Here is a 26074-nt window from a genome sequence, read left to right as displayed (position 1 = left end):
GTGTCGGTCGACATCGAGGCGATGCGGGACCTGGTCCGCGACCTGAGGGGCGTCGAGGACGAGCTCGGCCAGGCGGAGTCGCGCGTCCGGCAGGCGCTCACCGGTCTCGGCCTGTCCGCGCGCGACCTCACGGGTGTCGACGAGATCGGGGACAGGGCGACGCGCCAGCACCTGGTCCTGCGCAACCAGCTCTTCTACGCGGAGTGGCTCGCGGCGAGCGCGCCCGGCATCCAGCGCACGGTCTCCTACGACCACCAGGCCGTGCCCGACCTGTCGTACGAGGAGGCCAAGCAGTTCGCCGACCGGGCGCGCGACCTCATGGACACCGACAGCATGCCGCCACCGCAGGAGCTCATCGACCTCCTGGAGCACTACGGCGGGGACGCGACCTTCGCCCTGCTCGTCCTCGACGGCTACCGCGAGGGCGACGGCTACGCGACCATGGACCTCGGGCCCAGCATCGACCTCGACTACCTCGAGGCCCTGGACGACTCCCCCGCCTCGGAGCGCTTCCTGCAGCTGTATGCCGGGTCCCTGGGCGTCCTCAGCCACGAGTTCGACTTCCCCGGCGCGGGGGACGTGACCTACGCCCGCGCGTTCGCGCTGCTCGCCAGCCGCGGCGACTGGTCGGCCGACTGGCTGGTCGGCCTCGGCGAGGACGTCATCCACATCGAGCAGGAGGACCCCGAGGCGTGGGCGGCGGAGAAGGTGCGGACCGGGACGGGCACCTACGACTGGCTGCCGATGTTCCGCGACCCGCAGGGGGCGGACGTGGTCGACCCGATGCCGTGGGTCCTGGAGGCGATGAGCCGCAACCCCGAGGCCCTGCGGGCGTTCCTGCTCGGCGGCGAGGACGTCCCGATCCGGGTCCAGGACGGCGACGGCGACGACGACGACGACGTGGACATCCCGGCGAACCTGCGTCACCTCACCCTGGAGCGGGGGTGGATGCAGGGTCGCGGGGCCAGCCTGGGCGCCGCCCTCGTCGAGCTCTCCGCCCTGGACCCGGGCAGCATCGACCAGCACCTGGAGAACCTCGACCGGCTCAAGCCGATGGACGGCTTCAACCCGCTGTCCTTCTTCACCCACCTCGGGCTGGACATCGTCGGACTCGTCCCGGGGGTCGGTGAGTGGGCCGACGGGCTCAACGTCGCGCTCTACGTCGGCGAGGGGAAGTACGTCAACGCCGGCTTCTCCTCTGCCGCCGCCATCCCCGGCGCGGGCGCCGGGTCGACGATCGCCAAGTGGATCCGGCACGTCAACCAGGCAGGGTATGCGGGGGGCGTCACCCTCACCGCCAAGGACATCAAGGACCTCATCCGGTTCCGGAACCACGCCGACCAGGGGGACCCCTCCGGCCCCGGGCTGGACGTCCTGGACGAGGCCGACGTGCGGCGGCAGCGGGTCGGCGGGTGGCAGGGCGCACCGGCCCGCTGAGCGGCCGGGCTCTCACCGCCGCAGCAGCGCCAGCGAGACGACCATGACGACGGCCCCGAGGAAGAGGCCGACCAGGACCTCGCGGTGGCCCACGGCATACCGGCGGGCCCCCGGGACGAGCTCGAGCAGGCTGACCGCGATCATCATCCCCGCGACCAGGGCGAGGGACAGGTCGAGCCAGGCGGGCGGCAGCAGGGCCCGCAGGGCGAGGTAGCCGAGCAGCCCACCGGCGGGCTCGGCGAGCCCGCTGAGCGTCGCCCAGAGCATCGCCTGCGTCCGGTTGCGGGTCGCCACGTAGATCGGCGCGGCCACCGCCAGGCCCTCGGGCACGTTGTGGATGGCGATCGCGAGCGCCAGGACCATCCCGCCGGCAGGGTCCTCGACGGTCGACAGGAAGGTCGCCAGCCCTTCCGGCAGGTTGTGCAGCGTGACCACCACGGCGATGAGGACACCGCTGCGCAGCAGGGTCGGGTCCAGGCCCCGGACGTCGGGCACGCCCGGCGCCGGGCGGTGCGGGAGGAGCCGGCGGAGGGCGAGGACGACCCCGGCCCCGAGGGTCATCGCGCCCAGCACGGCGAGGACCGCGGTGCCCCGACCGAGCGCCCTGGTCATGCTGTCGAGGGCGGCGGGGGCGATCTCGACGAGCGAGATCGTCATCATCAGGCCGGCGGCGAACGCCAGGGCCACCGCCATCGCCCCCGGCCGGACCATCCTCGACCGCGTGCCGATCACCCCGCCGACGCTGGTGGCCAGCCCGGCGAGCAGGGTGACGCCGAGAGCGAGCAGCACGGCATACCTCCTTGCGGGTCGTGCGTCGGACCGGGACGGCGTCACGGCCGACATCGTGGTCGGCCGCCTGACGGTACCTCCCGGCCGGTCGCAGACCACGGGAGGACGGGGCACCATGGGGACCATGCGCATCACTGCCGAGCAGGGCGACCTCACGACCACGAGCGTGGACGCCGTGGTCAACGCCGCCAACTCGACGCTGCTGGGAGGCGGTGGTGTGGACGGCGCACTGCACGCTGCCGCCGGGCCGCAGCTGCTCGAGGAGTGCCGCAGGGTCCGGGCCGCGCGCTGGCACGACGGGCTCCCGGTCGGGGAGGCGGTGGCGACGGGGGCCGGGCGGCTGCCCGCGCGGTGGGTCATCCACACGGTCGGGCCGAACCGGCACCGCGGCCAGACCGACCCCGCCCTGCTCGCGTCCTGCTTCCGGCGCAGCCTGGAGGTGGCGCACGAGGTGGGAGCGCGGTCGGTCGCCTTCCCGGCGATCAGCGCCGGCGTCTACGGCTGGGACCCGGCCGAGGTGGCCCGGGTGGCGGTGCGGGCCGTGCGGGACACCGCCCCGGGCGTGCCGTCGGTGGACGAGACGCGCTTCGTGCTCTTCGGCCAGGAGGTGCTGCTGCACTTCGAGCGCGCGCTCGAGGACTGACGGACGACCTCGCGGCCGGGACGCGACCATCCCGGTCGCGACCTGCCGACACCGTCAGGGCCAGCCGTGCTCCAGGGCCCGGGCGAGCGCCTCCTCGCCGTCCTGGACCGCCTGGGCGCGCGTGACCGCCTGCGCGGCGAGCACCCCGTAGGTGTAGCCCGGCTCCCCCGCCTCCTGCGCTGCCGCAGCGACCCCCCGCAGCCACTCGGCCGCCAGGGCGGCGTCCTGGACGGAGCCCAGCGTCTCGGTGACCTGCTCCCACACCTCGGCGGCCTCGGCCGCCTCCTCGCCCAGCGCGGGGGCGAGCGCCTCGCAGGCGTAGCGCACCGCCTTGGCCTTCTTGCGGGCCTCGTGCAGCTGGTGCAGCTGCTGGCGACCCTCGGCCCGCTCCGCGGCCCGGGCCTGCGTCCGCGCCCGGTCGACAGCACCGAGCACGAGGGCCGGCAGCACCTGGTCGGCACGCTGGTGGGCACGGCCCCGCCAGGGCGGGGCAGCCAGCAGGTCCATGAGCTGTTCCACCAGCTCGCGGTACCGGTCGGAGTCCAGCACCTGGACGAGGGCCTGGTGCGCCGCCGCGTGGCGCTGCCCCAGGTCCGTGCTCACCCGCTCGCGCACGGGGCCGACCCGCTCGTCGTGCGGCAGGTCGTCGACGGAAGCGAGGAGGTGGTCGCGCATCACCTCGGCGTCACGAGGGGCCTCCAGAGCGGTCGCGAACCACCGGATCTCCTCCCGCAGGGGGTCGACGACGTCACGGTCGAGGAGTCGTCGGAACGTGCGCAGAGCGCTGCGCAACCGCCGGGTGGCGACCCGCGTCTTGTGGACCGCGTCCGGCACGTCGGTGCGCACGTCCTCCTCCCGGGCCACGATCACCGCGACCTGCGCCGCGAGGTAGGCCAGCACGACGTCGGCAGCCGGGCCGCCGGCGGCCGGCCCCTCACCGCGCCGGGCCCGCTCCGGCCGGTCGCCCAGGGCACGGGACAGCTTGGAGGGGTCGTCGGCCAGGAGGAGGCCCTGGCGCTCGAAGATGTCGGCCACATGCCCGAGGAAGGCTTCGTCACCGTCGACGAGCTCGACCTCCAGCTCACGCCAGGTCTCCCCCGCCGGCAGGGCGGTCACCCGGTCGTCGCACAGCTGGGCGAGCACCACCTCCGGGCGGGCCGGGTCGAGCAGGTCGAGCTCGAGGCGGTGCGTGACCAGCACGGCCACGGGCAGCAGGGTCCCGTCCGGACCCTCCGGCAGGGCGTGCCCGAGGGTTGCCAGGACCTGCTCACGCAACGTCTGCGGCACCCGTAGCCGGCCCGGGCCGTCCTCGAGCGGGGCGTGCACCTCCAGCCGGGTGCCGTCGGGGCGCGGCGACTTGAGGTGCCACCCGGCGTCCCCACCTCCCTCGCGCCGGCGCAGCGTGAGGCGGTGGCGCGCGAGGTGCAGGGCCTGGGTGTCGAGGTAGACGGCGCGCAGGTGCTGCTCGCGCACCGGCCCCACCTCGACGAACTCGTCCAGCACGGGCAGCGGGTCGTCCGCACCGATCGCGAACTTCAGCTCGGCCTCGACCTGCTGCATACCCGCCTCGCTCTCCGTGGTCCATGCGCTTCCGACCCGGTCCCGCGAACCGGGTCGGTGCACCCACGACCCTAGGTGGGTCCGGCGGTCAGCGCGTGGCGGGCCGGGGGTCGCCCGGCTCGTCGTACCACCCGTCGTGCTCGCGGGCCAGGTCGGTGAACCGCTCCCGCAACGCCTCGTAGGCCCCGCCCCCGGCCGCGTCCGGCAACCGGGTGTCGCGGACGTGCACGACCCACGCGGACTCTCCCTGCCCCCGTCGGCTCTCGCCCTCGGGCACGACTCGCACCTGGCGGAAGCCCTCCTCGTCCAGATCCTCGGCGACGGCCTCGGCCTCCGCGCGGTCCGGCATGGCGACGAGGTGCTCACTGCCGGGGCGAGGGGGCTGTGCGGTGGTCACGCCTGCAGCGTATGAGGTGATCGACGGCCCCGGCCGCAAGCGTTCCAGGGTGTCGACGACTTCCGACCCCACCCTGTCCGCAGACGTCACACTGATCCACCCCCCGAATCAGCCCGCCACTGACCCACCACCCGAATCAACCCGCCGATGATGCACCACTCGAGTCACCGCGCCAGTGATCCACGGCCAGAATCAGCCCGCCACTGATTCAGCATCCGACTCAGTGTGACGTCTCGGCCGGTGCATCTGTCGGGAGGTGCCGGAAAATGACTGGCGCCCACGACGCGGCTCAGTAGCATCGGCCCGGTGCCCGCGTTGCCCACCGACACCCCCACGCTGACCGGAGACCTGGTCGAGCTCCGACCCGTCACCGCCCCGGACGTCGTGCGGCTGCACGCGCTGATGCGTGACCCGGAGGTGGGCCGGCTCACCGGCTCCGTCCACGACGACGCCGAGACCACGGGCGACCCGTGGACCGTCGAGCAGCTGCAGGAGGTCTACGCCCGCTGGGCCGACGACACCGACCGGGTGGTCTGGGCGGTGGTCGACCTCGGCACGGGGCAGGTGGCCGGGGAGGCGGTGCTGCTCGACCACGACCCCGACAACGCCTCCATCGGCTTCCGCATCTGGCTGGGGGGCGCACGCGACCGCGGTCTCGGCACCGAGGCGACACGTCTCGCGGTCGGGCACGCCTTCGACGTCCTGGGGCTGCACCGGGTCGAGCTCGAGGTTTACGCGTTCAACCCGCGCGCCCGCCGGGTCTACGAGAAGGTCGGCTTCGTGCTCGAGGGGACGAAGCGGGAGGCGCTGCGGTATGCCGACCGCTGGGTCGACTGCCACGTCATGGGGATGCTGGCGCAGGACTGGCGCCGGCGTCGCGACCGAGGGTCTCCGGCGCCCGGAACCACACCGCCGCGCCCAGCACGCTGACGATCCCGGTCACGGCCAGGGCGGCACCGAAGCCGACGAGGTCGACCACGGCCCCGATGAGCACCGGTCCGACGATGACGCCGACGTCGGTGGCCATCTGGTAGGTGGACAGCACCGTGCCGCCCTTGCGCTCCTGCCCCACGATGTCGGCGACGGCCGCCTGCTGCGCCGGGTTGACGAAGCCCGCCCCCACCCCGGAGACGAAGCTGAGCCCCAGCAGCACCGCGAGCGAGGCGACGACGGCCAGACCAGGGAGCAGGCTCAGCCCGAGCACCCCCAGCGACAGTCCAGAGGTGACCATCCCAGCGATGACCAGCGGGCGTCGACCCACCCGGTCGGCCAGGCGGCCGGTGACCTGCAGCGTGATCGCGGTGCCCAGCGCCGCGGCGGTGAGCGTCGCGCCGGCCACCCACGGTTCGTCCAGCACGGCCGCCGCCAGCAGCGGGATCACCGCCATCCGCACCCCGAGGTTGGCCCACCCGTTGGCCACGCCGCACGCCAGCGCCGCCCGGTAGGCCCGGTCGCCCAGCGCCTCCCGCACCGTGAGGACCGGCCGGTCCTCCTCCCCCGGCGGCGGCCGGAGCCTCGCCCCGCCCAGCCCCAGACCCACGACCAGGGCCGCGACGACGAGCGCGACGGCATACACGACGAAGGGCAACCGCATCCCCCACCCGGCGATGAGACCACCGATGACGGGGCCGAGCATCGACCCGATGATGAACGAGCTCCCCCACAGCGAGCTGACCCGCCCCCGGATCGTCGGCGGCGCCAGCCGCACCACCAGGGCGATCGCCGAGATCGTGAACATCGTCGAGCCGACCCCGCCGAGGCCGCGGAAGACGAGGAGCTGCCAGTAGGTCTGCGCGTACGCCGTCGCGAAGGAGGAGACGGCCACGATGAGCAGGCCGGTGAGATAGACCGGACGCTCGCCCAGGCGCTGCACCAGCCGGCCGCCCACCGGCGCGAAGACCAGCCGGCAGAACGCGAAGGCCGAGACCACGACCGTCGCCGCGGTGGCGCCGACGTCGAAGGAGCGCGCGAACCCCGGCAGCACCGGTGACACCAGGCCGAACCCGACCGCGATGACGAAGGACGCACCGACGAGGATCCAGATCTCGGACGGTATGCGGACCCGCTCGGTGACGGCGCTCACCCGCGCCTCAGGTGCTCGCGCAGGTAGGGCAGCGCCATGTCGACGAGGCCGTGGCCGGCCGGCGCGATGAGCTCGCGGTCGATGAGCCGGGCGCGCACGACGTTGCCGTGCTGCTTGCTCACCCCCAGCCGGGCGGCCACCTCCCCCGTCGACGACGGCCCGTCGTCCTGGGCCATGGCCCGCAGGTAGTCGAGCTGTCCCTGCGGCACCTGCCGCAGGGCCGGGGTGTGCACCAGCCGGCTCATCCGGTCCACGACGACCGGCAGCGTGGCCTTCACGTCCGCGAGGGTGATGACCTCGTCGTCCCCGGCAGCACGCCAGGCCTGGTAGCCCACGAGCTGCAGCAGGTAGGGGTAGCCGTGCACGACGTCGGCCAGCCGTTCGCCGGCCTCGGCGCTGATGACCCGTCCGGCCTCCCGGACCGTCCGGACCGCCGCGTCGAGGACCTCCTCGCGCCGCAGCGGGGCCAGGTCGACGCGCTCGGCCCGGCGCAGGAAGGTCGAGCCCTGCTGGGCCAGGAGGGCCGCGATCCCCGTAGGCAGACCGGCCCCGACGAAGGCGATCTCGCTCTCGTCCCGCAGCAGGTGCTGGTAGGCCGACGCCAGCCGGGCGACGTCCTCGATGGGGGCTGCCTGGACCTCGTCCAGGGTCAGCAGGACCCCGGTGCCGTGCGACCGGGCGATCTCGGTCAGCCGCTGCAGCATGGTCGCGACGCTGGGGGTCGTGGGGTAGGCCTCCGAGGTGTCGGTGGAGACCGACCCGACCGCGCTGATGCTGCCGCCGGTGATGCGCCGCCGCTGCGAGGCGGGGTCGTGCTCGGTGAGGCGGGCGGGCAGCACGGTCCGCTCCAGCTCGCTCATCAGCCCCGGGCCCTCGGGGAGCCGCAGCACGTGCCAGCCGCGGACCCGCGCCCGTTCCTCCAGCTCGTTGAGCAGGACGGTCTTGCCCATGCCGCGCGCCCCGCTGAGCAGGATCGAGCGCATGGGCGATCCCGGGCCCTCGTCGAGAGCGATGTCGAACTCGTCGAGCAGGTCGGCCCGGCCCGCGACCACCCGGGGGCTGGTGCCGAAGCTCGGCCGGAAGGGGTTTCCCCCGCGCGCACTCATCGGCGCACCTCCCTCCCTGCTGGTGTTTTACCTGTTATACCACGGCCTCGGCGTTTGACCTGTTGTACCCCAGCAGCTGCCCGTACCGCTCCGGGTCGACGTTGCCACCGGTGAGCACCACGCCCACGCGCTCACCCTCCCGCACCGGCACGGCCCCGCTCAGCACCGCCGCGAGGCCCAGGACCCCTGTGGGCTCGACCACCTGCTTGAGCGTGCCGGCGACCAGCGCCATCGCCGCGACGAGCTCCTCGTCGGTCGCGGTCACCACCGCGTCGACCCCGGTGCGCAGGATGGGGAAGGTCAGCTCGCCGAGGTGCTGGGTCTGCGCCCCGTCCGCGATCGTCACCGGGGTGTCGATGTGCACGATCCGCCCCTGCTCCAGGGAGCGTCGGGCGTCGTCCCCCGCGGCCGGCTCCACGCCGTACACCCGGGCCTGCGGGCAGAGGGCACGCACGGCGAGGACGGACCCGGCCAGCAGCCCACCCCCGCCCAGCGGCGTGACCAGGACGTCGAGCGGGCCGGCGTCCTCGACCAGCTCCTTGACCGCCGTGCCCTGCCCGGCGATGACGTGCGGGTGGTCGTAGGGCGGGACGACGGTGGCGCCGCGCTCCTGCGCGATCTCCCGCCCGATCTGCTCCCGGTCCTGCGTGTAGCGGTCGTAGCGCACCACCCGGGCGCCGTAGCCCAGGGTGGCCTCGACCTTGAGCCGGGGCGCGTCGTGGGGCATGACGATGGTCGCGGGGATGCCCAGCTCACGGGCCGCGAGCGCGACCGCCTGCGCGTGGTTGCCCGAGGAGTAGGCCACGACACCGGCCTCCCGCTGCCCCGCGTCGAAGGCCGAGAGCGCGGTGAAGGCGCCCCGGAACTTGAACGCCCCGACCCGCTGCAGGTGCTCGGCCTTGAGCAGCAGCCGGGCGCCGACCTGCGCGTCCAGCCGGCCCGAGGTGAGCACCGGCGTCCGGTGGGCCGCGCCCGCCAGCGTGACCGAGGCGGCCTCCACGTCGGCGTAGGTCGGAGGGGTGGTGAGCGGCATACCCGCAGCGTGCGTCATGCGGTAAGGATTCGGCAACACCACCGCCCCCTCGGCGGGGCCACGCTGGCGGTATGACACGGACCCCAGCCACCCTGCTCGCCGCCCTCGCCACCGCCCTCGTGGTGGCCTCGTGCGGCACCACCGACGACACCGAGCAGCCCGCCACGCCGGCCGCGAGCGCCGAGGACATGACCAGCGAGGACATGACCGGCGAGGACGACATGACGACCGAGGTCGAGGAGATGACCGAGGACGACATGGACGAGGAGGAGACCAGCGCCATGGCCGGGATGAGCGGCTACGTCGAGCACGACACGTATGCCGCGGACCCCGCCGCCTACGACGGCGGCCCGGTCGTGCTGTTCTTCCACGCCGACTGGTGCCCCGACTGCCGCGCCACCGACGAGAGCCTCACCACCGTCGGCCTGCCCGAGGGCCTCACCGTGGTCAAGGTGGACTTCGACGAGCGGACGGACCTGCGGCAGACCTACGGCGTCACCCAGCAGCACACCTTCGTCCAGGTCGACGCGGACGGCGAGGAGATCGCCACCTGGACGGGCGCCACCACGGGCGAGGAGATCCTCGCCCGGACCCAGGGCTCCTGAGTGCTCGCGCTGCTCGGCGCGCTCGTCGCGGGCGTCCTCACGACGCTCGCGCCCTGCGTGCTGCCGCTGCTGCCGGTCATCGTCGGCGGTTCCCTCGTCGGGGACGGTTCCCGCGCGGCGCAGGCCCGGCGCGCGGTGGTCGTGGCCGGGTCGTTGGGTCTGTCGGTGGCCGCCTTCACCCTGGTCCTCAAGGGCACGACGGCGCTCATCGGGGTGCCGCCGGGCGTCTGGCGCTGGTTGTCCGGCGGCATCCTGCTCGCCCTGGGCGCGGTGATGCTCGCCCCGAGGCTGTGGGAGCAGGCCAGCGCCCGGCTCGGCCTGGCCGCCCGCAGCCACGCCGGCCTGCACGGGGCGCAGCAGCGCCAGGGGTTTCTCGGGCAGGCGCTCACCGGCGCCGCGCTGGGGCCGGTCTTCTCCTCGTGCAGCCCGCTGTACGCCTACGTGGTCGTGACCGTGCTGCCCGCCGAGCTCGGCTACGGGCTGACCCTGCTGGCCGCCTACTGCCTCGGCCTGAGCACCACCCTGCTGGCCGTCGCGCTGGCGGGGCAGGGCCTGGTCCGCCGGCTGGGTTGGGCGGCCGACCCCCGCGGGTGGCTGCAGCGGGGTCTCGGTCTGGTCTTCGTCGCGGTCGGGATCGCCGTGGGCCTGGGCTGGGACCGCGAGCTCCAGGCCTGGATCCTGGAGCACTCCCCGGTCGCGCCGTGGGAGCTGGACTCCGGCTTCATCCCCGAGCGGTGAGAGGGGCGCGGCGGCGCTAGCGTGGGCGCCCGGCCGACGGCATACCGGATCCGTCGCCCGCCCGAGCCGAGGAGTCGCGCATGTCCCACCGCCCCACCCGCTGGGAGCTGGCCGGCGAGCACACGCGTGAGTTCGGCGAGCGTCTCGCCCGCCTGGTCGAGGAGGGCACGGACGTCGACGGCGAGGCGCGGCTGGCCGACGTGCTGGTACCCCGGTGCGCCCGGGTCCTCGACGTCGGCTCCGGTATGGGGCGGGTGGCGGCCGCGCTGCAGGCGCGCGGCCACCGGGTGACCGCCGTCGAGCCGGACCCGGCCCTGGTGGAGCAGTCGCGCCGGACCTACCCCGGGCTCGCGGTGACGCAGGCCGACATCCTCGAGGTCGACCTCGAGCCCGGCTACGACCTCGTGGTCCTGGTCGGCAATGTCATGGCGTTCCTGGCCGAGGGGACCGAGCGGGAGGTCCTGGGCCGCGTGCGCGACCTGCTCGGCCCCCAGGGGCGGGTGCTCGTCGGGATGCACCAGCGGGGCGGGCCGGACCACGCGCGACGCTACCCGCCGGAGGAGCTCGAGGCGGACGCCCGTGCCTGCGGTCTCGGCGTGGACCTGCGCGCCGGCTCCTACGAGCTGCACCCGCCGGGTCCGGACTACGCGGTGTGGGTCCTCTCGCCGATCGGCCCCTGACGGCAGTTGTCCCTGCCGCACGTCCGGTGCGGCACGAGCGCGCGTCCGGTGGTGCCCTACCGCGCGTCCGGTGCGGGGGTGTGGCGCGGGAGGGCGATCCGGACGCGGCAGCCGGGCCCGTGGTCGGCCAGCGTGATCGTGCCGCCGCTGCGCTCGACGAGGGCGTGGGCGATCGTCAGGCCCACGCCGACCCCGGCGCCCGCCGACCGGGCGCTGCTGCCGCGCCACCCGGGCTCGAAGGCATGGGCGAGGGCCTCCTCCCCCAGCCCCCCGCAGGCGTCGTCGACGTGGAGCACGACCTCCTCCGCGACCGGGTCCGCCCTGACGTGCACCACGACCTCGGACCCGGCCGCCGACTCCCGGACGGCATTGCTCACCACGTTGGCCACGACCCGGTCGAGCTCGCCGGCGACCGCCCGCACCGGCGCCGGCCCGTCGCCGGTCAGCCGCACGCGGACCTGCTGCTGCTCCGCCACCGGCTGCTGGCCGGCCACCACGGCCGCGGCGACGTCCGCCAGGTCCACCACCTCCCCCGGGTCTGCGGGGGAGGCACTCCGCAGCCGGCTGAGCTCGAGCAGGTCGTCCACCATGACGGTCATCCGGTCGGCCTCGGCGCGGATGCGGCGGTGGTAGTCGTCGTGGTCGGTGACGAGGCCGTCCTCGAGGGCCTCGGCCATCACCCTGATCGAGGACAGCGGGGTCCGCAGGTCGTGCGAGGCCCAGGTGATCATGTCCTGCCGGGAGCGGGCGAGCGCCAGCTCGCGCTGCTCGTCGGCCAGCCGTTGCTGCGCCCGCCGGTCCAGCCGCCGCACGCTGCGGAAGAGCAGGACCCCGATCGCCAGGGCCACCGGCGCCGCCGCCAGCAGCACCAGCGCGATGAGCGTCGCGTCGTGCTCGGACAGGAACATCGCGCGCGTGGTCACGACCACCCCGGCGGCGACGCTGGCCACCCCCACCACCGGCCCCAGCAGGGTCGCCGCCGCCGGCGAGCGCCGGGCCACGAGCAGCGTCAGCGCGGCGCCGGCCAGCCCGACCGCTCCCGCGGTGCCCGCCGCGAGGGTGATCGCCTCCAGCTCAGGCCTCATCGGCATACCCCTGCGCCCGGTCCCACCGGTAGCCCCGTCCCCAGACCGTGCTGATCCGCGCCGGCCGGGACGGGTCGGCCTCGACCTTCTCGCGCAGCCGCCGCACGTGGACGGTGACGGTCGAGCGGTCGCCGACCTCCCACCCCCACACCTCGCGCAGGAGGTCGTCCCGGTCCAGCACGACGCCGGGATGGGTCATGAGGTGCACGAGCAGGTCGAACTCGCGGCTGGTCAGCGCCAGCTCCGCACCCGCCCGGGTGGCCCGGCGGGCGCCGCGGTCGACGACGAGGTCGCCGTCCCGGACGGTGCCGGAGGGCCCGGGGCCGCCCGGCGAGGAGCCGGCCGTGCGGCGCAGCAGCCCCTGCACGCGCAGCACGAGCTCCCGGGCGCTGAAGGGTTTGGTGACGTAGTCGTCCGCACCCAGCTCCAGGCCGGCGATCCGGTCCTGCTCGGTGCTCCGGGCGGTGAGCATGAGCACCGGCACGTCCGGGTCCATCGCCCGGATGCGCCGCAGCACCTCGAAACCGTCGATGCCGGGCACCATGACGTCGAGCACGACCACGGCGGGCCGCACGTCCGGGAAGGCCCGCACCGCCACCAGACCGTCCGCCGCCTCGTGGGTGGGCAGCCCGGCCCGGTGCAGGTAGGCGCACACCACCTCCCGCACCGTCCCCTCGTCCTCGACGACCAGCACCGTGCTCACCGTCTCAGGGTATGCCGCGCCCCGGCGGCCAGATCTTGCGCGACGGTGACGGCCGGCGACCCGCGCGGGGGGCACAGGGGGGTCAGCGCTCGGTGTCGCCGTCCTGCGCGTCGTGGACGAGCAGGGCGATCTGCACCCGGTTCGCGAGCCCGAGCTTGGCCAGGACGCTCGAGACGTGCGCCTTCACCGTCGGCACCGACAGGAAGAGCTCCCGGGAGACCTCGGCGTTGGAGCCACCCCTGGCGACCGCCCGGGCCACCTCGCGCTCCCGCTCGGTCAGGTGCGCCAGCGCGGCCCTGGCCCGCCCGGCCCGCTCCCCACCCGCCGCGGCCGGGGCGCCCGAGACCTCCCGGACGAGCAGTGCCGCGACCGAGGGCGACAGGGCGTGATCGCCGGCCGCGACCTCGTGGACGGCGGCGACCAGCTGGGCCGGCGGGGTGTCCTTGAGCACGAAACCGCGAGCCCCGGCCCGCAGCGCCTCCAGCACGAGCGCGTCGGCGTCGAAGGTGGTCAGGATGAGCACCTGCAGGTCGGGGTAGGCCGCGAGCACCTCCCGGGTGGCGCTCACCCCGTCCGTGCGCGCCATCCGGACGTCGATGACGAGCACGTCGGGCCGGTGCCGTCCGACGAGCTCGACCGCCTGGTCGCCGTCCTCCCCCTCGGCGACGACGTCGACCCCGTCGGGCCCACCCAGCAGCATGCGCAGCCCGGCCCGCACCAGCGGGTCGTCGTCGATCATCACCACTCGTGGGCGGGGCGCCCCCGCGGTCACCTGGTCTCCCACGGCAACCAGACTCGCACGACGAAGACCCCCGGCCCGCCACCGGCCTCGAAGGTGCCGCCGACGAGGGTGACGCGCTCCTGCATACCGGTGAGACCCCGACCGGGCGCCCCGGGGTCCTGGGCCGCCGGGCGCGGGACGACGTTGCGGACCTCCAGGCTCAGCCCCGTCGACTCGTCCCCCGACAGGTCCACCTCGACGGCGGCCCCCGGTGCGTGCTTGCGCGCGTTGGTCAGGGCCTCCTGCACGACGCGGTAGGCGTGGCGCCCGACCCGGTCGGAGAGGGTGACGCTGCGGTCCCACAGACCCGGGGAGGCGGTGAGGTCGACGGGGTGACCGCCCGTCGTCACCTCCGCCGCGAGCGAGGGCAGGTCGGTCAGGGTGGGCTGGGGGGCCGCGGTCCCGGTCGCCGCGTCGGCGTCGTCCTCCCCGCGCAGGACCCCCAGGACCTCGCGCAGCTCCTGCAGGGCCTGGTGCGCGCCGTCGCGGACGATCTCGGCGCTCTGCACCCGCTCGGCCTCGGTCAGGTCGGGACGGTGGGCGAGCGCCCCGGCGTGCATCGCGACGAGGGAGAGCCGGTGTCCCATGACGTCGTGCATCTCCCGGGCGATCCGGGCGCGCTCGGCGGTCCGGGCCTGCGCGACCCTCGCGGCCTGCTCGCGGTGGGCCGTCTCCGCCTGGGTCCGCCAGCTCTCCACGAGCTGGCGACGGCCGCCGATGTTCCAGCCGATGAGGGACACGAGGGCGAACAGCAGGACGCTGAGCAGGGCGACGAGGCCGGCGTACCACGGCGAGGGGATGTCGGACACCGTCTCCATGCCGAGCTGGCGTGCCACCACGAGCTCGTAGAACATCCCTGCCCCGATGTTGACGGCACCGACGGCCAGCAGGGGGCGCCACCGTCGGCGACTGGCCAGGGACAGCGCCGCGAGGAGGGAGGCCGGGACCGCGAGGGAGGAGACCACGAGGGCCGCGCTGGTCAGCACCGCGACGGTCACCGGGAACCGGCGCCGCCAGAGCACGAGGGCGACGGCCAGGTGACCGACGACCAGGTCCGCCACCAGCAGCGCGTCGACGTGGGCCGGGTAGCTGCCCAGCTCCTGGGAGCCGGCCGGCGAGCTCGCGAAGGTGACGAGGAGGATGAGCAGCCCGGTGACCCACACCACCAGGACCCGCCAGGCGTGGCCCCACCAGCGCAGGGGCGGGGGGCCCGGGACCGGGCGGGCGGACGTCATACCGCAGCAGCGTAGGCGGGCGCCGGGCGGCCCGCCTCGACCGTCGGTCGTGCCTCTCTACGACTTTCGTCGGGGTCGGGGCCGCCGAACGCGCGACCATGGGACCACCGACGACCGACCGTGGGCCGATGCGGAGGGGTGGGCGTGTCACCGAGGGTGGAGCCATGATCGAGATCGAGAACCTCACCAAGAGATACGGCGCCTTCACGGCCGTCGACGACATCAGCTTCACCGCACGTCCGGGTCGGGTCACCGGCTTCCTGGGCCCCAACGGCGCGGGCAAGTCCACCGCGATGCGGATGATGTGCGGGCTGACCCCGGCGACCTCGGGCAGCGCGCGGATCCTGGGCCGCCCCTACGCCGCCCTGCCCAACCCCACCCGGCACGTCGGCGTCATGCTCGACGCCAGCGCCCAGCACGCCGGGCGCACGGGCCGCGAGGTCCTCACCCTGGCCGCCATCCTCGTCGGCGCGGGACGCGGCCAGGTCGACGCGACGCTGGAGCGGGTCGGCCTCACCTCCCGCGAGGCCGAGCGTCGGGTCGGCAACTACAGCCTCGGTATGCGGCAGCGGCTCGGCCTGGGTGCCGCCCTGGTCGGCGACCCCCGGGTGCTCATCCTCGACGAGCCGGCCAACGGGCTGGACCCGGGCGGCATCCACTGGATGCGCGGGCTGCTGCGCGACTACGCCCGGGACGGTGGCACCGTGCTGCTCAGCTCGCACCTGCTCTCCGAGGTGGAGATCATCGCCGACGACCTGGTGCTCATCGGCCGCGGCCGCATCGTCGCCCAGGGCACGAAGGAGGAGCTGCTGTCGGCGGCGGGCGTCGTCGTCGACGCCACCGACCGGGCGGCGCTGCGGGCGGCGGTCGAGCAGTCCGGCCTCGAGCACACCCCGCGCCCCGACGGCACGCTCGCGGTCGCCGCGCAGACCGCCGAGGTCGGCGAGCTGGCGCTGCGGCACGGCCTGGTCCTCACCAGCCTGGGCTCCTCCGGGGGCGGCCTGGAGGAGATGTTCCTCACGCTGACCTCCGACGACGCGCGGGAGGTGGCGGCATGACCGGCCCGACGAGCCACACGCAGGCGCCCACGACGACCCCCGGCCCCCTCGACGACCAGGACGGCACCATGACCGGCACGACCTCGACCACGACCCACCCCGACGGCACGAGGGGTGCCGACGGAGGACCCGCCGACGCGTCGCGCGGCGGCGGGCGGACGGCATACCGGCGAGACGGTGAGGCCCCCGAGCTCACCGGCGGCGCGCTGCCCTTCTCCCGCCTCCTGCGCACCGAGCTGCGCAAGACCGTGGACACCCGCGCGGGGCGGTGGCTGCTCATCGTCATCGTCGCGCTGACCGCGCTGGCGATGGGGCTGGTCATGTGGTTCGGCCGGGAGAACGGCGCCGACTACTCCACGCTCCTGCTCACCGCGGTGCTGCCCCAGGGCGTGCTGCTGCCCGTGCTGGGGATCCTCACCGCCGCCTCGGAGTGGAGCCAGCGCACGGCGCTGGTGACCTTCACGCAGGAGCCGCGGCGGCTGCGGGTCATGACCGCCAAGTCGCTGGCGGCGCTGCTGCTGGGCCTGGCGGTCGTCGCGGTGACCATCGGCCTCGCCGTCCTGGCGCACCTCGCGTCGGCGGGCCTGGCCGGGGGCGACGTGGACCTCAGCCTGCCCGGGCACATCTACGGCGGGATCGTCGTGCTGCAGCTGGCCTACGTGCTCATGGGCGTGGCCTTCGGCGCGCTGTTCCTCAACGTGCCGCTGGCCATCGCCGCCTTCTTCGTGCTGCCCGTGCTGATGAACGTCGTCTCCATGACCGTGGGGTGGGTGCAGGACCGGGCCGCATGGATCGACCAGAACGTCGCCTCGCTGCCGCTCACGACGCTCGACGCGGCCCCGACCGGGGAGCAGTGGGCGCAGTTCGGCGCGACCTCGGTCTGGTGGGTGCTCCTCCCGCTGGCCCTCGGGCTGTGGCGGGTGGCGCGCCGCGAGGTGAAGTAACCCGGCGCACCACGGGTCACATCCGTCACGTCGGCCACATCCTGCGGGGATGATGCTCTCTGCACGGGGTATATCCCCGGCTGCGGGGCACATCCCCGCATCGTGGTGCTCGTGGGAGCAGAGGTGCCCAGCGTCTCGGCGCGGCGCCGGGGTGGAGCCCCTCCTCAGTCGGTGGGCCAGCCGCGGGGACGCCACAGCGCCAGCGCGGTGCTGGAGGGGCGGCCCTGCGGCCGCTGGCCGGCCCGCACGGCGACGACCTCGCCGGCCAGGTCCGCCGCGAAGACCCGCGACCCCTGGACGGCCCGCTCGCGCAGCCGCTCGTTGTCCACCATGAGCTGGGCGACCCGGTCGCGCAGCGCCTCGACCTGCACCTCCAGCTCCATGATCCGCTGGATGCCGGCCAGGCTGACGCCCTCGCCGGAGAGGCGCTGGACCTCCCGGAGCCGGTCGACGTCGCGCGAGGAGTAGCGACGGCCCCCGCCCCGGGTGCGCGACGGCGTGACCAGGCCGAGCCGGTCGTACTGCCGTAGCGTCTGGGCGTGCATCCCGGCCAGCTCGGCGGCGACCGAGATGACGTAGACGGGGGTGTCGCGGTCGACCACGGCTCAGCCCTGCGCCCGTCGGATGAGGTCGGCCCGGGGGTCGCTGCCGCCCTCCTCGGCGCGCAGCGCCTCGACGGCCTGCCGCGCCTCGTCGGACAGCCGTTGGGGGACCACGACCTGCACCTTGGCGAGCAGGTCCCCAGCGCCCTTCTTCGTCTGGATGCCGCGGCCCTTGACCCGCAGGACCCTCCCGGAGGGCGTCCCGGGTGCGACCTTGACCCTGACGGTGCCGCCGTCGAGGGTCGGCACCTGCACGGTCGCGCCCAGCGCCGCCTCCGAGAAGGTCACCGGCAGGTCCACGGTGAGGTGGTCGCCGTCGCGGCCGAAGACGGGGTGCGGGGTGACGGCGACCTTGAGGTACATGTCTCCGGCCTCCCCACCCTGCATCGGCGCGGGCATGCCCTTGCCCTTGAGCCGGATCCGCTGGCCGTCCTTGACGCCGGCCGGGATGCGGGTGGTGATGCGGCCACCGTCGGGCGTGGACAGGGTGACGGTGTCACCCGTCACCGCGGCCCGGAAGTCGAGCGTGGTGGACGCCTCCACGTCCTGGCCCTTCGGCATACCTCCGCCGTAGCCGCGGCCGGAGAACCCGCCGGGGAAGCCCTGACCGGCCCCGGGCTGGAAGCCGCCAGGGAAGCCCTGGCCACCGCCGCCGGGCTGGAAGCCTCCGCCCCCGCCGAACGCGCCGAGCAGGTCCTCGAGGTCGATCCCGCCCCCGCCACCGCCGGTGCCGAAGCGCACGTTCTGCGCTCCACCCGCACCGCCGAACATCTGCGCGAAGACGTCCTCGAACCCGCTGCCGGCCCCGCCCGGGCCGCCGGCGCCCGCGGTGAAGCGGGCGCCGCCGCCCATGGCGCGCACGGCGTCGTACTGCTGGCGCTGCTCGGGGTCGGAGAGCACCGCGTAGGCCTCACCGATGTCCTTGAACCGCTGCTCTGCCGCCGCGTCGCCCGGGTTGCTGTCCGGGTGGTGCTGGCGCGCCAGCTTGCGGTAGGTCTTCTTCAGCTCCTTGGCGTCGACGTCCTTGCTGACGCCGAGGATCGCGTAGAAGTCCTTGTCGAACCAGTCCTGGTTCACCATCGGTGCTCACCTCCTCCTGCCGTGCTCATTCTGCTCCGGGTATGCCGCTCAGCCCGGGTCCGCGACCGCGACGCGCGCGGCGCGCACGACCTGGTCGCCGACCTTGAAGCCGGGCTGCATGACCTGCACCACGGTCATCTCCGTCGTGCCCTCGGGCAGCTCCACCGGGGAGCGGTCCGCGGGCAGGTGCATGAGCGCCTCGTGGACGGTGGGGTCGAAGACGTCACCGACCGCGCCGACCCGCTCGACCCCGAAGCGGCCCAGGGCCTGCTCCAGCTTGTCGGCGATCGCCGCGAACGGGCTGCCCTCGGTGATGTCGCCGTGCTCCCGCGCGGAGTGCACGTCGTCCAGCACCGGCAGCAGCGCCTCGACGACGGCGCCGGTCGCCCGACCCCGGTCGCCCTCCCGCTCCCGCTGGGTGCGGTTGCGGAAGTTGACGAACTCCGCCTGCATGCGGCGCATCTCCTCGAGCCGCTCGGCCGCCAGCCGGGTGTCCGGGTGGCCGTCGTCGACCGCGTCCTGCTCCGTCGCCTCCGGCACGCCGTCCGTCTCCGGTGTGGCCAGCGGGGTCTCGTCCGGCACCTGCCCGGCCGCGGTCTGATCGTCCGCGCCCCGGCCCGTGTCGGCCTGGGTCTCGCTCTGGTCGCTCACAGCGTCTGCACCCTCCGTGCTCTGCCGCACGCGCCCCGTCTCGGGGTCGATGCGGCGCTTGTCCCGGATGACCGGGCCCGAGCCCGGGCGCTCCTCCTCGGGAGCGCCCGGGCCGGGGTTGCCCTGCGGCTGGTCGGTCACTTGGTGTCCTTGTCCTCGTCGTCGTCGACGACCTCGGCGTCCACCACGTCCTCGTCGGACGTCGACTGGCCCTGCTGGCCGGCGTCGGCGCCGCCGGCGGCACCGCCGGGGAAGCCCTCGCCACCCGGGAAGCCGGCACCCGCGCCCGCGCCCTCACCGGACTCGGCCTGCGCGGCATACATCGCCGACCCCATCTTCTGGCTCTCGGTGGAGAGGGTCTCCATCTTGGCCTTGATGTCGTCCAGGCTGGCGCCGCTGTCGGCCTTGAGCGCGTCCTTGAGGTCGGCGAGAGCGGTGTCGACCGGGCCGCGCGCGTCGGCGGGCACCTGCTCGCCGGAGTCGGAGAGGAACTTCTCGGTCGAGTAGACGAGCTGCTCCGCGCTGTTGCGCGTCTCGGTCTCCTCGCGGCGGGCCTTGTCCTCCTCGGCGTGCGCCTCGGCGTCCTTGATCATCCGCTCGATCTCGTCCTTCGGCAGCGCGGAGCCGCCGGAGATCGTCATCGACTGCTCCTTGCCGGTGCCGCGGTCCTTGGCGGACACGTGCACGATGCCGTTGGCGTCGATGTCGAAGGTGACCTCGATCTGCGGGACCCCGCGGGGGGCCGGCGCGATGCCGGTCAGCTCGAAGTTGCCGAGCAGCTTGTTGTGCGCGGCGATCTCGCGCTCACCCTGGTAGACCTGGATGCCCACCGACGGCTGGTTGTCGCTGGCCGTGGTGAAGACCTCGCTGCGCTTGGTCGGGATGGCCGTGTTGCGCTCGATGAGCTTGGTCATGATCCCGCCCTGGGTCTCGATGCCCAGCGAGAGCGGGGTGACATCGATGAGCAGCACGTCCTTGCGGTCGCCCTTGAGGACACCGGCCTGCAGGGCCGCGCCGACGGCGACGACCTCGTCGGGGTTGACGCCCTTGTTGGGCTCCTTGCCGCCGGTCATCTTCTTCACCGTGTCGACGACGGCCGGCATCCGGGTGGAGCCGCCGACGAGGACGACGTGGTCGATCTGGCCGACGTCGATGCCCGCGTCCTTGATGACCTGCTCGAAGGGCTGCTTGACCCGGTCGAGGAGGTCGGAGGTCATCTGCTCGAACTGCGCCCGGGTGAGGGTCTCGTCCAGGTGGATCGGACCGTTCTCGCCCATGGAGAGGTACTGCAGGTTGATCGAGGTGCTGGAGCCCGAGCTGAGCTCCTTCTTGGCCTGCTCGGCGGCGTCCTTCAGCCGCTGCAGGGCGATCTTGTCGTTGCCCAGGTCGACGCCGGACTGGTTCTTCACCGTGGTGACCAGGTGGTCGATGATGCGCTGGTCCCAGTCGTCGCCGCCGAGCTTGTTGTCGCCGTGGGTGGCCTTGACCTGGATGGTCGCGAAGCCGTCGTCGGCGTCCTTGCCCACCTCGAGCAGGGACACGTCGAAGGTGCCGCCACCGAGGTCGAAGACGAGGATGAGCTCGTCCTCCTTCCCCTTGTCGAGGCCGTAGGCGAGCGCCGCGGCGGTCGGCTCGTTGACGATGCGCAGCACGTTGAGGCCGGCGATCTCGCCGGCGTCCTTGGTGGCCTGGCGCTCGGCGTCGTCGAAGTAGGCGGGCACGGTGATGACCGCGTCGGTGACGTCCTCGCCGAGGTAGGACTCGGCGTCCCGCTTGAGCTTCATCAGCGTGCGGGCGCTGATCTCCTGCGGGGTGTACTTCTTGTCGTCGATGGTGGTGCTCCAGTCGGTGCCCATGTGGCGCTTGACGGAGCGGACGGTCCGGTCGACGTTGGTGACGGCCTGGCGCTTGGCCACCTCACCGACGAGCACCTCACCGTTCTTGGCGAAGCTGACGACCGACGGGGTGGTGCGCCCACCCTCGGCGTTGGCGATGATCTCCGGCTCGCCACCGGTCAGCACGGCCACAGCCGAGTTGGTGGTGCCCAGGTCGATACCGACTGCACGTCCCATGAACTGCTCTCCTTGGTATGTCGTGGCGTTCGTTGCGCGCCGCGGTTGACACGTCTGCGCTCAACTCTGCGGAGCGGATTGCCGTCTTGTCAAACCGAGGCTCAGTCAAGTTGAGTTCACCTGGCTCAACCCCAGTGCGGGCCGGATCATTCCCGAAGAGGTCGTCGGCGGCCGCGGTCAGTGCGGCAGCGGCTCCTGCGGGTCGTCGGAGCCCGCCGGCGGCTCGGCCCGGCACAGCTCGTCCCAGTCCGCGTCGACGAGGTCGCGAGGGCCGTCGACGATCCGGACGGCCCCGGCGTCCCGCAGCTCCTGCACCCCGAACCCCCCGGAGCGCACCACGACGCACGGCGCGCCCATCCGGGCCGCGGAGGCCACGTCGTACGGCGTGTCACCGACGAGGACGGCTCGCTCACCCCCCGCCCGCTCCAGGGCGACCCCGAGGATGTCCGGCGCCGGCTTGGACTGCTCGGCGTCCTCGGAGGTGGTGACGGTGCCCAGCACCCCGTCCGGCAGGTCGAGCAGCTCGATGACGTGGTCGGTGAACCGCTTCTTGCCCGAGGAGGCCAGCGCCACCCGCAGCCCGCGCTCGTGCAGCGAGAGCACCAGGTCACGGGCGCCGTCCAGCAGGCGGACCTCGTCGAGGATGCGGGTGTACTCCTCCTCCCAGCTCTCCCGCAGGTCGTCGCCGACGCGGTCCTCCACCGCGTCGTCGGTCACCACGGCCACCAGCTTGTCCCCACCCATGCCGATGGCCCGGTGCACCCGCCACAGCGGAGGGGTGAGGTCGTACCGGGCGAACGCCCGGGCCCACGCCAGGGCGTGGTGGTAGGTCGAGTCGGCCAGGGTGCCGTCGACGTCCAGCAGGACGGTGTCGCGTGTCGAGGTCATGCCACCTGTCTACCCGACGGCGGACGTCCTCGCTGCGCCGTCGTGCAACCCCTACGCTGGCCGGGTGCCCCACGGAACCCACGACCACGGCGACGACCCCCGCAACGAGGACATCCTCATCTGGGTGAACGGCCGGCTCACGCCCCGGGCCGAGGCGGTGGTGTCGGTCTTCGACTCCGGCTTCGTCCTCGGTGACGGGGTCTGGGAGGGGATCCGGGTGCACGACGGCCACCCGGTCTTCTGGGAGCAGCACCTCGACCGGCTGCTCGAGGGAGCGGCGGCGATCATGCTCGACCTCGGGATGACCCGCGAGGAGCTGACCGCGGCGGTCTACGAGGTCCTGCGCGCCAACGACATGCACGACGGCGTGCACATCCGGCTCATGGTCTCGCGCGGGGTGAAGTCGACGCCCTACCAGGACCCCCGCGTGACCGTCGGCCCGCCCACGGTCGTCCTCATCCCCGAGCACAAGGAGCCGCTGCCGGCGACGGTGCGCGAGGGCATCACCCTCTTCACCACGCACGTGCGCCGGGCCACGCCGGACACGCTGGACCCGAAGCTCAACGCGCACAGCAAGCTCAACGACATCACCGCCTGCATCCAGGCCTACACCGCCGGCGCGGACGAGGCGCTCATGCTCGACCCGCACGGCTTCGTGGCCACCTGCAACAGCACGCACTTCTTCGTCGTCAAGGGCACCCCGGAGGAGCCGGAGGTGTGGACCAGCGACGGCCGCTTCTGCCTCGCCGGGATCACCCGGGGCAACGTCCTGCGCGTCTGCCGCGACCGCGGCCTGCCGGCGCACGAGCGGACCTTCAGCCTCACCGACGTCTACAGCGCGCAGGAGGCCTTCGTCACCGGGACCTTCGCCGGTGTCGTGCCGGTGCGCTCGGTCGACGGGCGGACCATCGGGACCGGCGCCCGCGGGCCGGTGGTGGAGCTGCTCCAGGGCTGGTATGCCGAGCACGTCGCCGCCGACGCCGCCGGGCGGAGCGCGCCGTGACCGTCCGCCTCGCGATGTGGTCCGGCCCGCGCAACATCTCCACCGCGATGATGCGCTCCTGGGAGAACCGCCCGGACAGCGAGGTCGTCGACGAGCCGTTCTACGCGGCATACCTGCACCGCACCGGGATCGAGCACCCGGCGCGCGAGGAGGTCATCGCCTCCCAGCCGACCGACCCGGCCGAGGTGGCGGAGTCGCTGCTGGCGCCGACGGACGCGGCCGTGTCCTACTCCAAGCAGATGACCCACCACTACCTCGACGGCGACGACCTGACCTGGGCCCGGCAGGTGCGCAACGTGCTGCTCATCCGCGACCCGGCCGAGGTGGTCTCCTCCTACGTCCGCTCCCGCGAGGCGTGCCAGCCCGAGGACATCGGCCTGCTGCAGCAGCTCGCCCTCTCCGACCTGCTGGGCTCGCCGCCGGTCATCGACGCGGCCGACTTCCTGCGCGACCCGGAGGCCTACCTTCGCTGGTTGTGCGACTGGCTCGGCATCGACTTCACCGACCGGATGCTCTCCTGGCCGGCCGGGCCGCGGGACTCCGACGGGGTGTGGGCGCCGCACTGGTACGACGCGGTCGTCGCCTCCACCGGCTTCACGCCCTACCGGCCGCGCGAGGTGGAGCTGAGCGACCACGACGCCGCCGTCGCCCAGGCCTGCCGCCCGGCCTACGAGGCCCTGCGCGAGCGGGCCCTGCGGCTCTGAGCCACCGGCGGCTGCGCACACGGCACCTCCCCTGCTGATCGTGTGCGGTCGTGGCCCCCTGAGGGCCACGGACGCACACAGCACGGCTCCCTCTACGCCGGGGCGGGTGCCGGGTCGGGGTGCAGCGGCCCGGAGGTCAGCCGCTCCCGCGCGTGCGTGCCGCGCCGGGTCGCGGTGACGGTGCCGGTCGCTGCCGCGAGCCCCACCTCGGCGCCGCCGACGTAGAGCGTCTCCACCCCGCCCGCGGGCACGGCATACGTCTCGTGCCAGATGCCGACGGCGCCCGGGTGCCGCCGGGCGGCCCGGTTGAAGGCGCGCCAGGCCGGCAGGTGCGCGTGGTCCGGCGCCTGCGCGTAGTCGTAGAGGTGGTCGACGGACCGCCAGTACTGCACCACCCACGGTCCGCGGGCACCGACGAGCGTGGTGGCCCCGAGGCAGCCGAGGTCCTGCGCCTCCCCGCGCCGCGCGGCCTCCCGGTTGCGGGCGAGCTCGGCGAGCATCGGCGGCATGGCGCGCAGGACCGGCAGCCACAGGTCCGGCCGGTGCGGCTTGCGGATCGTCATGCCGATGTGGAAGACGACGAGCGCGCCGTCGTGGGCGTGGGTCTGGGGTGCGGTCATGTCAGCTCCTCGTGGATAGTGTCACTACCCAATATTGGATAGTGATACTCTCCAATGTCAAGAGGTGGTGTATGCAGATCTCCGACCTGTCCGAGGCGACCGGGGTGCCGGTGCCGACGGTGAAGTACTACCTGCGCGAGCGGCTGCTCCATCCCGGCGTCACGGTGTCCAGGACCCGGGCGAGGTATGACGCCTCGCACGTCGAGCGGCTCACCCTCGTCCGCGCGCTGACCGAGGTCGGCGGGCTCAGCCTGGCGGCGGCGCGCCGGGTGCTGGCCGCGATCGAGGAGCCCGACCTGTCCCCCGTCGACGTCATGGCGGTGGCGCAGCGGTCGCTGCCCGGGGTGGCCGGGGCCCGGCCCGCGGCGGGGACCTCGACCACGACCGGGGCGTATGCCGGGCGCGACCACGAGGCCGGGCACGACCTCGCACCGCCCTGCGACGCCCCCGGTGCGCCGGACTCGCGGTCCCGCCGGTTCGTCGCGGGCCGCGGCTGGCAGGTGCACCCGGGCGACCCGGTCCTCGACGAGCTGGACGCCGCGTGGGAGGCGTGCGACCGGGCGGGGCTGGGCCTGGACGAGGAACGGATGACCCGCTACGCCGACGCCGTGGAGCAGATCGGCCGCACCGACGTCGAGTCGGTGCCGCAGACCTCCCCCCAGGCGGCGGTCCGCCACGTCGTCTTGGGCACCGTGCTCGTCGACCCGGTGCTCGCGGCGCTGCGCCGCCTCGCGCAGCAGCACGTGGCGGTCAGCAGCAGCGCCTCCGCCCGCTCTGGCATGCTCGCCCCATGACCGACGTCGCTCTCCACGCCTCCGAGCTCCTCCGGCTGCACCACACCGGCCGGACCCTGGTCCTGCCCACCGTCTGGGACGTGTGGTCCGCCCGCGCCGTGGTGGGTGCCGGGTTCCCGGCGCTGAGCGTGGGCAGCCACCCCCTGGCCGACTCCCGCGGCCAGCAGGACAACGAGGGGATGAGCCTGCCCGACGCGCTGGACGGCATACGCCGCATCACCGCGGCCGTGGACGTGCCGGTCACCGCCGACCTCGAGTCCGGCTACGACACCCCCGCCGCCGAGCTCGTCGAGCGCACCCTCGAGGCGGGCGTCGCGGGCATCAACATCGAGGACACGGTGCACAGCGAGGGCCGCCTGCGGGAGGTCGGCGAGCACGCCGACTACATCGGTGCCCTGCGGGCGGCCGCGGACGAGGCCGGGGTGGAGCTCGTGATCAACGCCCGCACCGACGCCTTCATGGGCCAGGTCGTGACCTTCGACGACCCGCTGGCCGAGGCGCTCACCCGCCTGCGGGCGTGCGAGGAGGCCGGTGCCCGGTGCGTCTACCCGGTGCGGGTCCCGGACGCGGACACGCTGCGGGCCCTGCTCGACGGCCTGTCCGGCCCGGTCAACGTCACCGCCCACCCGGTGGACGGCGCGCCGTCCGGCTCGCTCGAGGAGCTGCGCGCCCTGGGCGTCCACCGCGTCACCTTCGGCCCGTTGCTGCAGAAGGCGCTGACCGACAGCCTCACCGAGCTCGTCGCCCCCTGGCGCTGACCCGCCGGTCCGCCGTCCAGCTCGG

At 74.0% G+C, this 26074-nt stretch carries 28 protein-coding genes; 12 read left to right on the top strand and 16 right to left on the bottom strand.

Annotated features, from left to right (window positions below):
• Entirely contained in the window at positions 1 to 1437 is a 1437-nt protein-coding gene (locus Q0967_RS06665; RefSeq protein WP_298748377.1) for a hypothetical protein, read from the top strand.
• 12 nt (positions 1438 to 1449) lie between these two features.
• Here Q0967_RS06665 and Q0967_RS06660 read toward each other — a convergent pair whose 3' ends face one another.
• On the bottom strand, positions 1450 to 2271 hold the full coding sequence (locus Q0967_RS06660; RefSeq protein WP_298748379.1) for a ZIP family metal transporter: 822 nt from the start codon (positions 2269 to 2271) through the stop codon (positions 1450 to 1452).
• Between the two features lie 79 nt (positions 2272 to 2350).
• Here Q0967_RS06660 and Q0967_RS06655 point away from each other — a divergent pair, with 79 nt between their 5' ends.
• Positions 2351 to 2869, top strand: coding sequence for an O-acetyl-ADP-ribose deacetylase (locus tag Q0967_RS06655; RefSeq protein ID WP_298748381.1), 519 nt, complete (start codon positions 2351 to 2353; stop codon positions 2867 to 2869).
• A gap of 54 nt (positions 2870 to 2923) precedes the next feature.
• Here the strand turns inward: Q0967_RS06655 and Q0967_RS06650 are convergent, their stop codons facing one another.
• Entirely contained in the window at positions 2924 to 4429 is a 1506-nt protein-coding gene (locus Q0967_RS06650; protein WP_298748383.1) for a CYTH and CHAD domain-containing protein, read from the bottom strand.
• 88 nt (positions 4430 to 4517) lie between these two features.
• Complete coding sequence (locus Q0967_RS06645) at positions 4518 to 4826, bottom strand: ribonuclease E inhibitor RraB (protein WP_298748385.1); 309 nt, start codon at positions 4824 to 4826, stop codon at positions 4518 to 4520.
• A 306-nt stretch (positions 4827 to 5132) separates the two neighbouring features.
• Between Q0967_RS06645 and Q0967_RS06640 the strand changes: the two genes are divergently transcribed.
• Positions 5133 to 5756, top strand: a complete 624-nt coding sequence (locus Q0967_RS06640) for a GNAT family N-acetyltransferase (protein WP_298748387.1) — start codon at positions 5133 to 5135, stop codon at positions 5754 to 5756.
• Here Q0967_RS06640 and Q0967_RS06635 read toward each other — a convergent pair.
• The 3 genes from Q0967_RS06635 to Q0967_RS06625 are packed head-to-tail and all read right to left on the bottom strand — an operon-like array spanning position 5668 to position 9066.
• A complete protein-coding gene (locus Q0967_RS06635) occupies positions 5668 to 6909 on the bottom strand; it encodes an MFS transporter (protein ID WP_298748389.1) in 1242 nt (413 codons plus the stop codon). The two genes, Q0967_RS06640 and Q0967_RS06635, sit on opposite strands and share 89 nt — an antisense overlap.
• Positions 6906 to 8015 carry an ATP-binding protein gene (locus Q0967_RS06630; RefSeq protein ID WP_298748391.1) on the bottom strand — a complete coding sequence of 370 codons (1110 nt, stop codon included), beginning with the start codon at positions 8013 to 8015 and terminating at the stop codon, positions 6906 to 6908. Before Q0967_RS06630 ends, Q0967_RS06635 begins: the two co-directional genes overlap by 4 nt.
• Positions 8016 to 8049: 34 nt before the next feature.
• Positions 8050 to 9066, bottom strand: coding sequence for a threo-3-hydroxy-L-aspartate ammonia-lyase (locus Q0967_RS06625; protein ID WP_298748393.1), 1017 nt, complete (start codon positions 9064 to 9066; stop codon positions 8050 to 8052).
• Between the two features lie 53 nt (positions 9067 to 9119).
• Here Q0967_RS06625 and Q0967_RS06620 point away from each other — a divergent pair, with 53 nt between their 5' ends.
• The 3 genes from Q0967_RS06620 (at position 9120) to Q0967_RS06610 (ending at position 11071) form a co-directional block, all read left to right on the top strand.
• Positions 9120 to 9653, top strand: a complete 534-nt coding sequence (locus Q0967_RS06620; protein ID WP_298748395.1) for a thioredoxin family protein — start codon at positions 9120 to 9122, stop codon at positions 9651 to 9653.
• Entirely contained in the window at positions 9654 to 10391 is a 738-nt protein-coding gene (locus tag Q0967_RS06615) for a cytochrome c biogenesis CcdA family protein (RefSeq protein WP_298748397.1), read from the top strand.
• An 80-nt stretch (positions 10392 to 10471) separates the two neighbouring features.
• Entirely contained in the window at positions 10472 to 11071 is a 600-nt protein-coding gene (locus Q0967_RS06610; protein ID WP_298748399.1) for a bifunctional 2-polyprenyl-6-hydroxyphenol methylase/3-demethylubiquinol 3-O-methyltransferase UbiG, read from the top strand.
• Between the two features lie 56 nt (positions 11072 to 11127).
• Here the strand turns inward: Q0967_RS06610 and Q0967_RS06605 are convergent, their stop codons facing one another.
• From Q0967_RS06605 to Q0967_RS06590, 4 genes are all read right to left on the bottom strand, one after another.
• Positions 11128 to 12156 carry a sensor histidine kinase KdpD gene (locus tag Q0967_RS06605; RefSeq protein ID WP_298748401.1) on the bottom strand — a complete coding sequence of 343 codons (1029 nt, stop codon included), beginning with the start codon at positions 12154 to 12156 and terminating at the stop codon, positions 11128 to 11130.
• The gene (locus tag Q0967_RS06600; RefSeq protein WP_298748403.1) at positions 12146 to 12859 is read right to left on the bottom strand and encodes a response regulator transcription factor; all 714 of its coding nucleotides are present in this window, start codon (positions 12857 to 12859) and stop codon (positions 12146 to 12148) included. Before Q0967_RS06600 ends, Q0967_RS06605 begins: the two co-directional genes overlap by 11 nt.
• Before the next feature lie 82 nt (positions 12860 to 12941).
• Positions 12942 to 13598, bottom strand: a complete 657-nt coding sequence (locus Q0967_RS06595) for a response regulator transcription factor (RefSeq protein WP_298748405.1) — start codon at positions 13596 to 13598, stop codon at positions 12942 to 12944.
• Positions 13599 to 13627: 29 nt separating this feature from the next.
• Positions 13628 to 14875, bottom strand: coding sequence for a sensor histidine kinase (locus Q0967_RS06590; RefSeq protein WP_298748407.1), 1248 nt, complete (start codon positions 14873 to 14875; stop codon positions 13628 to 13630).
• Positions 14876 to 15039: 164 nt separating this feature from the next.
• On the opposite strand from Q0967_RS06590, the gene Q0967_RS06585 reads away from it, so the two are divergent.
• Positions 15040 to 15933: an ABC transporter ATP-binding protein gene (locus Q0967_RS06585; RefSeq protein ID WP_058892203.1), complete on the top strand. Its 894-nt coding sequence runs from the start codon at positions 15040 to 15042 to the stop codon at positions 15931 to 15933.
• Positions 15930 to 16877: an ABC transporter permease gene (locus Q0967_RS06580; RefSeq protein WP_298748409.1), complete on the top strand. Its 948-nt coding sequence runs from the start codon at positions 15930 to 15932 to the stop codon at positions 16875 to 16877. Before Q0967_RS06585 ends, Q0967_RS06580 begins: the two co-directional genes overlap by 4 nt.
• A gap of 164 nt (positions 16878 to 17041) precedes the next feature.
• On the opposite strand, the gene Q0967_RS06575 is transcribed toward Q0967_RS06580, so the two are convergent.
• The 5 genes from Q0967_RS06575 to Q0967_RS06555 all read right to left on the bottom strand — a co-directional run bounded on the left by Q0967_RS06575 (position 17042) and on the right by Q0967_RS06555 (position 22170).
• A complete protein-coding gene (locus tag Q0967_RS06575) occupies positions 17042 to 17479 on the bottom strand; it encodes a heat shock protein transcriptional repressor HspR (RefSeq protein WP_298748410.1) in 438 nt (145 codons plus the stop codon).
• A gap of 3 nt (positions 17480 to 17482) precedes the next feature.
• Positions 17483 to 18559 (bottom strand): DnaJ C-terminal domain-containing protein, encoded by a 1077-nt coding sequence (locus Q0967_RS06570; RefSeq protein WP_298748412.1) that lies wholly within the window; start codon positions 18557 to 18559, stop codon positions 17483 to 17485.
• Between the two features lie 48 nt (positions 18560 to 18607).
• Positions 18608 to 19351, bottom strand: a complete 744-nt coding sequence (locus Q0967_RS06565; protein ID WP_298748414.1) for a nucleotide exchange factor GrpE — start codon at positions 19349 to 19351, stop codon at positions 18608 to 18610.
• Entirely contained in the window at positions 19348 to 21282 is a 1935-nt protein-coding gene (gene dnaK, locus Q0967_RS06560; protein ID WP_298748416.1) for a molecular chaperone DnaK, read from the bottom strand. Before dnaK ends, Q0967_RS06565 begins: the two co-directional genes overlap by 4 nt.
• Before the next feature lie 177 nt (positions 21283 to 21459).
• On the bottom strand, positions 21460 to 22170 hold the full coding sequence (locus Q0967_RS06555; protein ID WP_298748418.1) for an HAD family hydrolase: 711 nt from the start codon (positions 22168 to 22170) through the stop codon (positions 21460 to 21462).
• A gap of 64 nt (positions 22171 to 22234) precedes the next feature.
• Between Q0967_RS06555 and Q0967_RS06550 the strand changes: the two genes are divergently transcribed.
• Both Q0967_RS06550 and Q0967_RS06545 read left to right on the top strand, forming a co-directional pair.
• Positions 22235 to 23173: an aminotransferase class IV gene (locus Q0967_RS06550; RefSeq protein ID WP_298748420.1), complete on the top strand. Its 939-nt coding sequence runs from the start codon at positions 22235 to 22237 to the stop codon at positions 23171 to 23173.
• Positions 23170 to 23877 (top strand): HAD family hydrolase, encoded by a 708-nt coding sequence (locus Q0967_RS06545; protein WP_298748422.1) that lies wholly within the window; start codon positions 23170 to 23172, stop codon positions 23875 to 23877. The genes Q0967_RS06550 and Q0967_RS06545 overlap by 4 nt, the downstream gene beginning before the upstream one ends.
• A gap of 92 nt (positions 23878 to 23969) precedes the next feature.
• On the opposite strand, the gene Q0967_RS06540 is transcribed toward Q0967_RS06545, so the two are convergent.
• Positions 23970 to 24497, bottom strand: a complete 528-nt coding sequence (locus Q0967_RS06540; RefSeq protein ID WP_298748424.1) for a DUF4188 domain-containing protein — start codon at positions 24495 to 24497, stop codon at positions 23970 to 23972.
• A gap of 71 nt (positions 24498 to 24568) precedes the next feature.
• Between Q0967_RS06540 and Q0967_RS06535 the strand changes: the two genes are divergently transcribed.
• The gene (locus tag Q0967_RS06535; protein WP_298748425.1) at positions 24569 to 25291 is read left to right on the top strand and encodes a MerR family transcriptional regulator; all 723 of its coding nucleotides are present in this window, start codon (positions 24569 to 24571) and stop codon (positions 25289 to 25291) included.
• Positions 25288 to 26049, top strand: a complete 762-nt coding sequence (locus Q0967_RS06530) for an isocitrate lyase/phosphoenolpyruvate mutase family protein (protein WP_298748427.1) — start codon at positions 25288 to 25290, stop codon at positions 26047 to 26049. The genes Q0967_RS06535 and Q0967_RS06530 overlap by 4 nt, the downstream gene beginning before the upstream one ends.
• Positions 26050 to 26074 lie beyond the last annotated feature (25 nt).

Source organism: uncultured Serinicoccus sp., from assembly GCF_947500995.1.
Lineage (GTDB): Bacteria > Actinomycetota > Actinomycetes > Actinomycetales > Dermatophilaceae > Ornithinicoccus.
The sequence above is the reverse complement of the archived record's forward strand: the minus strand, read 5'-3'. Positions and strand labels throughout refer to the sequence as shown.